The organism is Arsenophonus nasoniae DSM 15247, assembly GCF_000429565.1.
Classification (GTDB): domain Bacteria; phylum Pseudomonadota; class Gammaproteobacteria; order Enterobacterales; family Enterobacteriaceae; genus Arsenophonus; species Arsenophonus nasoniae.
Window position 1 is genome coordinate 41777 of the sequence record NZ_AUCC01000007.1, and the last position, 12240, is coordinate 54016.

13 protein-coding genes and 2 pseudogenes are annotated in these 12240 nt (G+C 39.1%); 1 reads left to right on the plus strand and 14 read right to left on the minus strand.

Going from position 1 to position 12240, the window contains the following annotated elements:
- Positions 1–253 precede the first annotated feature (253 nt).
- The 5 genes and pseudogenes from G468_RS19550 to G468_RS0103030 form a co-directional block, all read right to left on the minus strand.
- Positions 254–1273 carry a carbon-nitrogen hydrolase family protein gene (locus G468_RS19550; RefSeq protein ID WP_081700610.1) on the minus strand — a complete coding sequence of 340 codons (1020 nt, stop codon included), beginning with the start codon at positions 1271–1273 and terminating at the stop codon, positions 254–256.
- A 133-nt stretch (positions 1274–1406) separates the two neighbouring features.
- Entirely contained in the window at positions 1407–2255 is an 849-nt protein-coding gene (locus tag G468_RS24595; protein WP_338023348.1) for a M13-type metalloendopeptidase, read from the minus strand.
- Positions 2247–2873 (minus strand): annotated as a pseudogene (locus tag G468_RS25035) (M13 family metallopeptidase); the annotation flags it as partial. The pseudogene G468_RS25035 and the gene G468_RS24595, both read right to left, overlap by 9 nt.
- 74 nt (positions 2874–2947) lie before the next feature.
- Positions 2948–3433 (minus strand): M13 family metallopeptidase, encoded by a 486-nt coding sequence (locus G468_RS25040; protein WP_276324654.1) that lies wholly within the window; start codon positions 3431–3433, stop codon positions 2948–2950.
- 376 nt (positions 3434–3809) lie between these two features.
- Entirely contained in the window at positions 3810–4016 is a 207-nt protein-coding gene (locus G468_RS0103030) for a DUF1107 domain-containing protein (protein WP_026821849.1), read from the minus strand.
- Between the two features lie 313 nt (positions 4017–4329).
- Between G468_RS0103030 and G468_RS0103040 the strand changes: the two genes are divergently transcribed.
- On the plus strand, positions 4330–4893 hold the full coding sequence (locus G468_RS0103040) for a YtfJ family protein (protein ID WP_026821851.1): 564 nt from the start codon (positions 4330–4332) through the stop codon (positions 4891–4893).
- A gap of 8 nt (positions 4894–4901) precedes the next feature.
- Here the strand turns inward: G468_RS0103040 and cysQ are convergent.
- The 9 genes and pseudogenes from cysQ to nsrR all read right to left on the minus strand — a co-directional run bounded on the left by cysQ (position 4902) and on the right by nsrR (position 12133).
- A pseudogene (cysQ, locus tag G468_RS19560) lies at positions 4902–5642 on the minus strand (3'(2'),5'-bisphosphate nucleotidase CysQ).
- Positions 5643–5725: 83 nt separating this feature from the next.
- Entirely contained in the window at positions 5726–6346 is a 621-nt protein-coding gene (locus tag G468_RS0103050) for a BamJ family beta-barrel-assembly machinery protein (RefSeq protein WP_026821852.1), read from the minus strand.
- A gap of 397 nt (positions 6347–6743) precedes the next feature.
- A complete protein-coding gene (gene rplI / locus G468_RS0103055) occupies positions 6744–7193 on the minus strand; it encodes a 50S ribosomal protein L9 (protein WP_026821853.1) in 450 nt (149 codons plus the stop codon).
- Between the two features lie 38 nt (positions 7194–7231).
- On the minus strand, positions 7232–7459 hold the full coding sequence (gene rpsR / locus G468_RS0103060; RefSeq protein WP_000135199.1) for a 30S ribosomal protein S18: 228 nt from the start codon (positions 7457–7459) through the stop codon (positions 7232–7234).
- A 4-nt stretch (positions 7460–7463) separates the two neighbouring features.
- A complete protein-coding gene (priB, locus tag G468_RS0103065; protein WP_026821854.1) occupies positions 7464–7781 on the minus strand; it encodes a primosomal replication protein N in 318 nt (105 codons plus the stop codon).
- A gap of 8 nt (positions 7782–7789) precedes the next feature.
- Positions 7790–8182 carry a 30S ribosomal protein S6 gene (gene rpsF / locus G468_RS0103070; RefSeq protein WP_026821855.1) on the minus strand — a complete coding sequence of 131 codons (393 nt, stop codon included), beginning with the start codon at positions 8180–8182 and terminating at the stop codon, positions 7790–7792.
- Between the two features lie 210 nt (positions 8183–8392).
- A complete protein-coding gene (gene rlmB / locus G468_RS0103075) occupies positions 8393–9127 on the minus strand; it encodes a 23S rRNA (guanosine(2251)-2'-O)-methyltransferase RlmB (protein WP_026821856.1) in 735 nt (244 codons plus the stop codon).
- 75 nt (positions 9128–9202) lie between these two features.
- The gene (rnr, locus tag G468_RS0103080) at positions 9203–11653 is read right to left on the minus strand and encodes a ribonuclease R (protein ID WP_026821857.1); all 2451 of its coding nucleotides are present in this window, start codon (positions 11651–11653) and stop codon (positions 9203–9205) included.
- Positions 11654–11710: 57 nt separating this feature from the next.
- Positions 11711–12133, minus strand: a complete 423-nt coding sequence (gene nsrR / locus G468_RS0103085; protein WP_026821858.1) for a nitric oxide-sensing transcriptional repressor NsrR — start codon at positions 12131–12133, stop codon at positions 11711–11713.
- Positions 12134–12240 lie beyond the last annotated feature (107 nt).

Consider the following 12240-nt stretch of genomic DNA (forward strand, 5'->3'; position numbering starts at 1 on the left):
TAAACCGTTAAGCCAAAATTTATGCACCAAATACCTTATTAAAAATAGCAACTTTCTTTCGAAAAAACGAAATGCAAAAAATTTTCTTTTCATAAAAATTTAAGAAAGGGATATAAATAGAGGATAGGCTGAAAAATAATTACCAAGTAACCCCAAAATTTGGTAATTATATTATTGCTAGAACAGCTAAATGCGGTCAAGTGGATATATTAGGGTTAATCATTACATCTATTCAAATAAAAGTCTGAATATTTTAATTAGCCTGAACTTCTTCACTACCTGGCGATACAATCTGTTTTGTATCTGTTAGGGCAATAAAAGAAGCCGTTTTAGTTGCTAATGGAAGGTTAGCCGTAGGGTTAAATAGTAAGCAAGTCACGTCTGGACGTGAATAATGGCCGACCGGATCAGCGATTGCTTTGGCATAGGTAATTGCGGCAGGTTCGAGCGTGGCCAAGAGTAGTCCTTCCTCATTTTCTGCCAGAGGGGTTGTTAACTCACGGCCATCTGGACCAAATATACGCGCATGACCCCCACCTGCTTTTAACAAATTCCGCTTAGTCTCATCAGTACATAACTGTTCAATCATCTGCTCTGACACAATGGCACACGGCGCAATAACAAAACATTGCCCTTCTGCTGCATAGGATCGTGAAAGCGCGAGATTAACTTCCGGACTCAAAGCTGCGGTTGCATCGCGATAAAGGCTAAAACTAGGCCAAGCCGCAATATGAATTTGCTCATGCTGAGCATACATAACATATCGCGTTAACGGTTGAATGTGTTCCCAACAACACAATGCCCCAATCACGCCTAACTGAGTGGTAAATGTTTTTAGCGATGAACCATCACTTTCACCAAATAGAGTGCGCTCAACATGGGTTGGTTTAAGTTTTCGCCGCACACCGATCGTTTCTCCCGTATTACTGATAAGCCATTGAGCCATATAAAGCGTACCATGATCTCTTTCACTCAGACCCAATAGCAGCCAAATATTATTCTCTCTAGCAACCGAAGCGATATGCTTTGCTTGTTCACTGCCTAATACTAAAGAATTTTGATAATATTGATAAACTAGTGGGGTTAATGCGGCAGGTGAGTCCAACCAAAGAAACCAGGGATAACCCGGTAGCCAATTTTCCGGAAAAGCGATCAATTCCGCCCCTTTACATGCCGCTTCTTTTATTAAATCGATAGTTTTATCGATAGTTCCTTCCAAATCCATAAATACCGGAGCTGCCTGTACACAGGCAACGGTGATTGATTTATCCATTATTAATTCACCTTATAGTTGAATATCGCATATCATTTATGTTTGCGATTATACAAATGAAGTGCTTAATAATGTTATTACCCAAAAGCAGCAAGTTTATCAGGCTCTATGCTTTAGAGCCTGATATTAAAGTCTACCAGATACGGATTCTCTCTTTAGGTGCCAGATAAAGCTTATGCTCTTTTTCTACCTTAAAGGCTGCATACCAATCATCCATATTACGTACCACGCCATTGGCACGATAGGGATTCGGACTATGGGGATCAGTCATAATTTTATTACGCTCGGACTCTTTATTCGCTAACTCCCGCCACGTTCTCGCCCAGGCAATAAAGAAGCGTTGTAACCCCGTCATTCCATCAATAATCGGCGGTTCACCATTTGGATAATGTTCTTTAGAAAATTGCTTATAAGCATTGAGGGCAATATTTAACCCACCGAGATCACCAATATTTTCACCTAGAGTGAGTTTACCGTTAACCGTTAAACCATCAATTTTAAACCCATTATACTGCTTAATAAGTTTGGCGGTTTTTTCTTTAAAATGCCGCTGTGAAGCCGCTGACCACCAGTTTCTTAATTGCCCAGTTCCGTCATAAAGGCGACCTTGATCGTCAAAGCCATGTCCCATTTCATGCCCGATCACCGCTCCAATGGCACCATAGTTATAAGCAGGATCAACATTTTGGTCAAAAAATGGCGCTTGCAAAATAGCAGCCGGGAAAACAATTTCATTCTGAACGGGATTATAGTAAGCATTAATTGTTTGTGGCGTCATCCCCCATTCCCACTTCCTGACTTTTTCACCGATCCTGCTCATATTATCTTGATAGAGCCAGTTTTGTACTTGCAGATAATTGTCGAATAATGTATCTGGTTGCAAGTGCAGGGTACTAAAATCATGCCATTTTTCAGGGTAACCAATTTTAACTGTAAATTGGTTAAGCTTATTTAGTGCTTCCTGGCGGGTTTGTTTATCCATCCAGTCATTATTTTGCAAACGAGTTTTAAAAGTCCCTTTGACATAGCTCACCAAATTTTGGATCTTATTTTTAGCCTCAGGATCAAAATAAGTTGCAACATAAAGTTGCCCCAATGGCTCCCCTTGTAGTTTATTAACAATTTCTAATGCCCGTTCTTTACGTGAACGCTGTTGTTTAATACCATTTAATTAGCTTGAATAAAAATTAAATCGAGCATCAGAAAAAGCTTCATTCAAGTAATTGGCTTTACTACTCAGATAATGGAAAAGTAAGTAGTCTTGTAAGGTAGATACCGGGGTATTAGCCAATATTTTTGCCAGTTGCTGAACTGCACTGTCATTTTCTACGATAACTTTGGCAAGTTGTTCATCAGAAAGTTTCCATTGTTGAATAAAACCTTGCCATTGATAATCTGGCGTAAACTTGTTCAATTGGCTAAGCGACATTGGATGATAATTTTTCAACGTGTCACGTGCAGATTCTGGTGTCCAATGAACTTTTGCCAACGATTTTTCTAACGCAAAAATTTGCTTAGCCTTTAATTGCGTTTCTTTTTCTCCAGCTAATTGTAAAATAGTGGCAATATAAGCGACATAATCCTGACGGATAGTCTCCATCTGTTTAGTCTTATCCAGATAGTAGTTTCTATTATAAGCCTAAACCCCCTTGTCCTAGATAAAGAACATAAATATCAGGTGCTTTTGCATCCAACCCAATAGGAAATAAATGGCATATAACCTGGTTTTGCCATTAGATTAGTAATATCAGCATGAGTTTTTGCCTGCTTTATATTATTAAGCGCGTTTTGTACCGGCATTAAACCTGCTTTTTCAACCGCCGTTTCATTCAAATAGCTGCGATAAAGATTACGGATATTGCGTTGATTATGATTAAGCTCACTTTCCGGTTGAACTTCAAGTTTATTTATCAGTGCTTGCAGCTGTTTTTCTGTTTTGAGATATAACTCAACAAAGGAATTAATGCGTGACATTCCAGCTGGGATTTTTGCATGGTTTATCCAATCCTGATTAACATACTGATAAAAATCATTACCCGGAGAAATGGAATCAGTTAGCGTGATTTTTTGTTCGCCGTAAGTAACGCCTTTGGCAACAGCAAAAGAGGAAGCTGTCAGAGCAGACAGACTAATAAGTAGTGCTAACACAGTTTTTTGCATAGGAGAAAACCTTTCTCTGCTTTGAGATTGATATGTCCCATCAACTAGTGTTGATAAGCTGATAAGTTATCTATACTACTTCAATCTTTTAACAAAAATGTACATATAAATTTAATTTTCTTCAAAATTACAATCTTTATCGCAATCGAAACATTGCTGTTTGCATAGCCAAAACCAAATTATCAAACGCCAGCCACAAAATAAAATGCGGTTGGTATACATCCAATCTAACATGAAGCGAGTAGAATGAGGAATGGTAAAATATTTTTTGCTAATCTGGTCTGAAGCAAAACTTAGGTATTAAAACCGTTATGTCATGATTAATTAATATTTTATTTGCGCCACCGAGGATGTGGCGCACCACTTATCAGACGAGTTAACCTATTTCTGTCTGGAGGATAAGCACTTCTTTATTGATTTCATTCATTATGTTGAAATGCCGCTTATCTTTAATTCTAGGGGGTAATATCTTTCCTTTGTCAAATTCAAATACTCCCATATCTTTAATATACAATCGACCACGAAATAATATCTTAACGTAACGCGCAATCTTCAGTGGGTTATAACGGTGAAAAATCTTCATTCAACTTTTTCCTCCCCTTTGTTGATCTTGAAGTCACAAAAATGTGATTCATGACACATTTTATAGTCATAGACTCTCGTTACAAGCTTTAGTTCTCCTTTTCCAATAAGATTTAACGATTTTACATAACATGATAACTGGTTATATAGTTTTGAATAATTATTACAATATTTTTCATTTGATGTCTTAACAACTTTGGCTGTATGTGCTAGAGCTGCTCTCTGTAGTAAAGACATTATATTTAAGATTGACTATGCTAATAAACAATGACAATCATCAATAACCAGTTTAGAAAAAATTAACGAGGAGCACTATGTTAAAAAAGATCATAGCAATAGTAATTTTATTAACTCTCCCTATCTCTGCTTTAACTGCTACATTTGAAATCAATAAGCCAGTACCTGCTGTAACTGTTACCGATCGAGGTGAACTGCTGTTGAACGAAAATGGTAAGCTGATTTATCAAGATTGGAGCAGCAAAGGACTTGCTGGCAAAGTAAGGACAATCCTACATATTGCCGGGCGTCTTTCCGCTAAAGAGCTCAATGAGCCATTAATAGAGGCAATTAAACAACAGAAATTTGATCAGCAAAAATATCAGACAACGACAATAATAAATACTGATGATACTATCCTGGGAACCGGTTTTTTTGTCCGCAGTAGTATTGAAGACAGCAAACGAGAATTCCCGTTTTCTCAAATCATTGTTGATAATAATGGTGTAGTTAAAAAAACTTGGCAGCTAAAACCCAAGAGCTCGACCATCATCGTATTAAATAAAAATGGTAATGTATTATTTGCTAAAGATGGCGCACTAACATCTGAAGAGACAAACAAAGTTATCAAACTGATTGAAACACAATTAAAAAATAATTAATTAAACCATCAGAATATTGATACTCTAAATCCCGGATTAATAAATGACTCTCTAGGGGAATAGTCTAGGGTTCTACCATACCAATCTGTCACTTTAGCACCTGCCGCCTAGGCGATAGCATGGCCTGCGGCAGTATCCCAGATATGAGTGGGCCCAAATCGCGGATAAAGCTGTGCTTTACCTTCAGCGATGAGGCAGAATTTTAATGAAGAGCCGATCACCATGACTTCATGCTGTCCCAATTGCGCTAAATAATCGGCCAATTCTTTATCCTGATAAGAGCGGCTAATGACAATTAGCGGGGGATAACCATTAGCAACATGAAGTGATTGTTTTACACCATCCACTATTTTCCATGCCATCCCATGCTCACTAGCAAAAAGCGCATTTTTTGCTGGCGCATAAATAATTCCCATAACAGGGGAACCCGATTTGATTAAAGCAATGTTAACGGTAAATTCGCCATTCCTTTGAATAAACTCTTTAGTTCCGTCAAGTGGATCCACTAACCAGTAGCACTCCCAATGACAACGCTCTTGCCAAGCCGGCGGTGCTTCTTCAGAGAGTAGTGGAATGTGCGGTGTTATACTTGCCAATCCAGTTTTAATAATTTGGTGAGCAATCAGATCGGCTTCAGTCACCGGTGAGCTATCTTTTTTGTGCTTAACAGAAAGCTGTTGGCCACTTTCATAGATAGTCATAATTGCTCTACCCGCTTCTTTTGCCAAATCACATATTTGCTCAAGCATAATATATCTCGGAAAACGGCATAAATTATTTATTGAATTAGCTTATTCATAAATCAACTAATTCGCTGAAAAGTAAAACTTAATTATATAATCTCGAGTAATTCCACTTCAAAAATTAGCGTGCTAAAAGGCGGAATAGCGGCGCCAGCACCACGTTCACCATAAGCCAAATTATGCGGAATATAAAGTTCCCACTTTGATCCGGTAGGCATCAATGTGAACGCTTCAATCCAGCCAGGAATAACACCATTCACAGGAAATTCAGCTGGTTGTTCTCGTTCCCTTGAACAATCAAAAATCGTACCATCGATTAATCGACCAGTATAATGAACACGAACCCGATCTGCTTTAGCCGGGATCGGTCCTTCACCTTGTTTTAATATACTAAATTGTAATCCTGATTCTGTCGTATTGACTTCTTCACGTTGCTGGTTGTTATCCAGAAACTGTTGTCCTTCCACTGCCGACGCTTGCTGGAATTTACGCCGCTGCGCATCCGCACGTTCATGGATCTCACGTAATGCTCTGTGCAAAGCTTGAATAGGGACAACTGGCGTTTTACTATGTAATGCATCACATAAGCCAGCAAGTAAAGCTTCTGGCTGAATGCCTTCCAGGCCTGATTCTAAAAGCTGTTGACCAACTTGAAGACCAATGCCATAACTTGCCTGAGTTTCAATTGAATCAAATGCCTGATCTGTCATAACAGCACCTATTTATTAAATAATAAAGAATAACAGTCACAAATAAACCGGTAAATAACCGTATAAAATAAATTTAGTCAAAAATAATATTATAATTTTATATCAATTCATTAATTTTATAATACTAAAAACCGACATGTCGGACTTTAATTTGAAAAATAGACTTTATTCCTAAAATAATATTTATAAATGGTAATTGATGAATAGTGGCAATTTCATGCATTAAAATTATCGACTACCAACCAGAAATTCCCTTAACTGTAGTAGATATACTAAAGTAAAGTTGTTAACTTTATACAATTGATTGATAGCGACGATGATTTAGCCCGCAAAAATAGAAATAAAAACACCAGCATTGGCTGGTGTTTTTATTTGTGCCTAATAATTCAAAAAGCAATTATTCAGCAATAATATTCACATTCAGTTTTGCAAATACATCACTATGCACTTGGAAATGAACTTCGTGTTCACCAACAGTACGCAATACACCATTTGGTAAGCGAACTTCGCTTTTCGCAACCTCGACACCGGCAGCTGTGACTGCCTGAGCAATATCACGAGTCCCGATCGAACCAAACAGTTTACCTTCATCACCAGCTTTAGAAGCGATGGTTACTGTTGCTAATGAATTAATTTTCTCAGCGCGCCCTTTCGCGACAGCCAGAACGTCGGCTAATTTAGCTTCTAATTCGGCACGGCGTGCTTCAAAAAATTCAACATTCTTTTTAGTTGCAGGAACAGCTTTTCCCTGTGGAACTAAAAAGTTACGCGCATAACCCGCTTTAACATCAACTTGATCACCCAGGCTACCCAGGTTTGCTACTTTATCCAGTAGAATAATTTCCATTACCTTATCCTCTTTAAGTCGTTAATGGACTATACCAATTACTGATGACGATCAGTATATGGCAACAGAGACAGGTAACGCGCGCGCTTGATCGCACGAGCGAGCTGACGCTGGTATTTTGCACGAGTACCAGTAATACGACTTGGTACAATTTTACCACTTTCAGTGATATAGTTTTTTAGCGTTGCGATATCTTTATAATCAATCTCTTGAACGCCTTCCGCTGTGAAACGGCAGAACTTACGACGACGGAAATAACGTGCCATTTGGCTAGTCTCCAGAATCTATCAATTCAATCTGCTCGGCATGAAGCACTAGTTTATTCAAGCCATTAGCGCCCTGATGGCTGCTAATGAAACCTATAACAGTGATCCGACTACCGACCGTTATACTGTGAGTAAACTGTTGTAATTTTTGTCCGCTGGCGATAATGGTTATTCTACACCATACTTGCCGATCAAAACCGGCCTCCTGCTGCTGTGAACGATGTTCGAGCACAAACTGACAGTGAGGAACTCCAGCTGGACTGACTTTTCTTATCGGTGCATTACAGATTTTGCCTGACAACACCAATCGATTAGTATTCACAACCAAAATTACTCTTCAGAATCCTCAGCTCCCTCAATTCCTTCCAGGTCTTCATCAACCAAATCACGACTGCGACGATCGTCTTTGGCTTTAACCATTGGAGAAGCTTCAGTAACCGCATGCTTAACACGCATAATCATGCTGCGGACAACGGCATCATTGAAGCGGAAGTTTGTTTCTAACTCATCAATCACTTCTTGCGGCGCTTCAACATTCATCAGAACATAGTGTGCTTTGTGCAATTTATTGATTGGATAAGCCAATTGACGACGACCCCAGTCTTCCAAGCGATGGATTTGACCTTGCGCTTCGGTAATAGAACCACTATAACGCTCAATCATACCTGCAACTTGCTCGCTCTGGTCCGGGTGAACCATAAAAACGATTTCGTAATGACGCATGAGTTTTGCTCCTTACGGATTAATCAGCCTCCTGTCAGGGTCAACCGCATCCCATGGAGGCAAGGAACTTATTTAATTGCGGCTGAAAAATTGACGCGTAACTATACCTATCCTTTAGTTAAAACTCAAGTATTAGATTAAATCATCACTTGTCGCATATTGAATTGAGGCCGGTAATCTGCCAAGATTATCAATGATCTGGCGTTTTTCTCACTGACTACGCCGTTGACGTACTGCTTCAAACAAACAAACACCCGTCGCAACAGAAACATTTAGAGACGAAACCACTCCTGCCATTGGAATACTAATCAGTTCATCGCAATGTTCCCTTGTTAATCGACGCATACCTTCACCTTCTGCGCCCATCACCAATGCAATAGCCCCGGTTAATTTACTCTCATATAACGTATGATTGGCTTCACCTGCGGTACCAACAATCCAGATATGCTGCTGCAATTGACGTAACGTCCGCGCAAGATTGGTAACCCGAATTAATGGCACACTCTCTGCTGCGCCACAGGCAACTTTCTTAGCGGTAGCATTAAGCTGAGCAGATTTATCCTTTGGCACAATAACCGCATCAATACCGGCGGCTTCTGCACTACGTAAACAAGCACCTAAGTTATGTGGATCGGTAATACCATCTAATATAAGCAAAAAGGGTGATGGCACCTGAGAAATAATAATATCTAAATCACTCTCTTGATATTGTCGCCCAGGCTTTACCTCGGCAATAATACCTTGATGAACAGCGTTTTCTGTCTGCCTATCCATCCATTGACGATTAGCTAACTGGATGATAATCCCCAATTTTTCAAGCTGATGAATAATCGGCAATAAACGTTTATCTTCACGCCCTTTGAGTATATAAACTTGTTTTAAACGCAAAGGATCGCGTTCCAACAGTGCACGCACTGCATGAATACCATAAATAATTTCACTCATAAATTTATCAATTACTTAAATAACGCTTAAAGATAGTCAACCATGGCCAATAAAAAAAATCATTAATAAAAATAACTAAGATTTTTTTTGTGCTTTTTTACGCACCTTTTTTGCTTTCAATTTTGCAGCAATTTTTGTGCTCTTATCAGAAACCTTTTTCCCTTTCTTATCTGCTTTTTTAGCGTTCTTGCTGCCTTTCTTATTAGGTTTAACAAATGCACTATTAGATTCAAAATTTTTGTCTTGGCTGTGATCTAGCTGGCCATTAGTTGAAATTGCTTTTTTAAATTGCTTTTTGGCTTTTTCTTTTGTTGTCTTACCTGGATTTTTTGCCTTGCGTAAAGTTGATATCAACGCGAAATCGATCTTGCGTTCATCCATATGTACCGCTTCAACGCTAATTTCAACTTCATCACCAAGGCGATAAACCATGCCCGAAGACTCACCAATAAGTCGTTGTCCTACATTATCGTAGCGATAGTAATCATTATTCAGTGAAGAGATATGCACCAAACCATCAATAAAAAGATCTTTTAAACGGACAAAAAAACCAAAACCGGTGACACTGGTAATAATGCCAGTAAACACATTGCCAACGTGATCTTGCATAAAATCACATTTCAACCAATCAGCAACATCTCTCGTTGCTTCATCAGCACGCCGTTCTGTCATTGAACAATGTTCACCTAATTGCAACATTTCATGGGTATCAGCATGCCAACCACCGGTTGGCGTCGAGCGATGTTGATTGTTTCCATGTTGTGTAGATAAAAGATATTTAATCGAACGATGTAGGGCTAAATCAGGATAACGACGAATTGGTGAAGTGAAATGGGCATAAGATTTCAATGCTAAGCCAAAATGTCCTCTATTTTCAGGATCATAAATAGCCTGTTTCATTGAACGCAAAATCATTGTTTGCAGCAATTCATGATCCGGACGTTCAGCGACTTCGTCCATGATTTTAGCATAATCAGCCGGCTGTGGTTTCATTCCTCCTGGTAATGTTAAGCCCAATTCACTAAATACCGTTCGTAAGTTTACAATACTCTCTTGTTTAGGCCTATCATGGACACGATACAAGCTAGGTTCTTTATTCCGCTCAACAAAACGTGCAGCAGCGATATTGGCTAAAATCATACATTCTTCAATTAATTTATGCGCATCATTACGTTCAACCGGCTCTATCCGCTCAATGCGTTTTTCTGCATTAAAAATAAATTTTGCTTCTTCAGATTCAAAGGAGATAGCCCCTCGTTTCACGCGCGCGCTATCTAACGCTTGATATAATCGATGAAGTTGTTCTAGATGTGGCACTAGCTCTTGATAATGTTGACGTAATTGTTCATCACCCTGTAAAATTTTCCAGACTTTGGTATAAGTCAATCTGGCATGAGAACGCATTACGGCTTCATAGAATTTAGATGAAGTAATTTGCCCCCCCGCCGATAACTGCATCTCACATACCATGCATAGTCTTTCGACTTCAGGGTTTAATGAACATAATCCATTAGAAAGAATTTCAGGCAACATGGGGATCACCCGTGATGGAAAATAGACTGAGTTTCCCCGACTAACCGCTTCACTATCCAAAGCCGTTTGTGGTCGTACATAATAACTAACATCTGCAATTGCGACCCACAAGCACCAACCACCGTCTTCTTTCGGCATACAATAAACTGCATCATCAAAATCCCGGGCATCTTCACCATCAATCGTGACTAAAGGTAGATGACATAAATCTACTCGCCCTTTTTTTGCTGACGCAGGGATCTGTTCGGATAAATCAGCAACTTGTTTTTCAACTTGTGGCGGCCAATGATAAGGGATTTCATAGGTTCTTAATGCAATCTCTACCGCCATGTTAGTACCCATGCTTTCGCCTAATACTTCAACAATATTGCCTACTGCTTGAATATGGCGTGCTGGCCGGGTTATCATCTCAACGACAACCACATTTCCCATCCTGGCACCGTTAACCTGTTCTCTAGGGATCAAAATGTCAAAAGATAGTCGACTATCATCAGGAACTACATATCCCATGCCTGATTCTAAAAAATAACGTCCTACAATATGATTATTGCGTGGAACAAGCACTCGAACAATGCGAACTTCTGTACGTCCACGCCGATCTTTGCCCAATGGTTGAGCAAGCACAACATCACCATGCAGCGCTTTTCTCATTTCTTCCAAAGAAAGGTAAAAATCTTCTTTCTGCCCTTCTACGCGTAAAAAACCAAAACCATCACGATGACCAATAACAGAACCTTTGAGTAAATCAAGGCGCTCAGGTAAGGCATAACATTGACGACGAGTAAATACCAATTGTCCATCACGTTCCATAGCACGTAAACGGCGACGCAAGGCCTCTAACTCTTCTTCTTTGGTTAACTTTAATATTCGGGCGATTTCCTGTCGACTCACAGGTGTAGTAAATTTTGCTAATACCTCTAAGATATATTCACGACTTGCAATTGGTGAATGATATTTCTCAGCCTCTCGGTCTTTATATGGATCTTTTGCCATCACCCACCTCCGCAACTATATCGATTAATATACCTACAAATATATTAGGTCTATTGTTTATTTTAACAGTAACTTATACAGTGGCTCGTTATTTTTTATTAGATCAGCCAGTGTATATTTATCTAATTCATTTAAAAAATGATCAATCGCTTGATTTAATATCTGTTTTAATCGACAAGCAGAGGTAATATGGCAGTAATCGCTACCGCAATTGACTAATGCCAGGGGCTCTAACAGACGAACAACCTCACCGATCCGGATCTGATCAGCTGGCTTGCCTAAATAAATACCCCCATTTTTCCCTCTCACCGCAGCAACAAGTCCAACTCGGCTTAATTGATTAATAATTTTTACCATATGGTTACGTGAGACACCGTAAACATTAGTGACTTCAGTAATATTAGTCATTTTATCCTTAGGTAATGACGCCATATAAATCAATGCTCTTAAGCCATAATCTGTAAAACTTGTTAACTGCACATCAACCTCTGGTTATAAAACAAAAATGGAAGGACACTTTTTTGACATTAATTCATTTGGTTATATCTATTATGTAAATTTTCACTCTATTGAGCAAAATTGCTCAG

Excerpts from the sequence above, each read along its gene's own strand:
- rlmB (WP_026821856.1), bottom strand. The coding sequence starts at position 9,127 with ATGAGTGAAATTATTTATGGTATTCATGCAGTGCGTGCACTGTTGGAA.
- G468_RS0103030 (WP_026821849.1), bottom strand. The coding sequence starts at position 4,016 with ATGAAGATTTTTCACCGTTATAACCCACTGAAGATTGCGCGTTACGTT.
- rnr (WP_026821857.1), bottom strand. The coding sequence starts at position 11,653 with ATGGCAAAAGATCCATATAAAGACCGAGAGGCTGAGAAATATCATTCA.
- G468_RS24595 (WP_338023348.1), bottom strand. The coding sequence starts at position 2,255 with ATGGATAAACAAACCCGCCAGGAAGCACTAAATAAGCTTAACCAATTT.
- rpsF (WP_026821855.1), bottom strand. The coding sequence starts at position 8,182 with ATGCGTCATTACGAAATCGTTTTTATGGTTCACCCGGACCAGAGCGAG.
- rplI (WP_026821853.1), bottom strand. The coding sequence starts at position 7,193 with ATGGAAATTATTCTACTGGATAAAGTAGCAAACCTGGGTAGCCTGGGT.
- G468_RS25040 (WP_276324654.1), bottom strand. The coding sequence starts at position 3,433 with ATGCAAAAAACTGTGTTAGCACTACTTATTAGTCTGTCTGCTCTGACA.
- G468_RS19550 (WP_081700610.1), bottom strand. The coding sequence starts at position 1,273 with ATGGATAAATCAATCACCGTTGCCTGTGTACAGGCAGCTCCGGTATTT.
- G468_RS0103050 (WP_026821852.1), bottom strand. The coding sequence starts at position 6,346 with ATGACAGATCAGGCATTTGATTCAATTGAAACTCAGGCAAGTTATGGC.
- rpsR (WP_000135199.1), bottom strand. The coding sequence starts at position 7,459 with ATGGCACGTTATTTCCGTCGTCGTAAGTTCTGCCGTTTCACAGCGGAA.
- G468_RS0103040 (WP_026821851.1), top strand. The coding sequence starts at position 4,330 with ATGTTAAAAAAGATCATAGCAATAGTAATTTTATTAACTCTCCCTATC.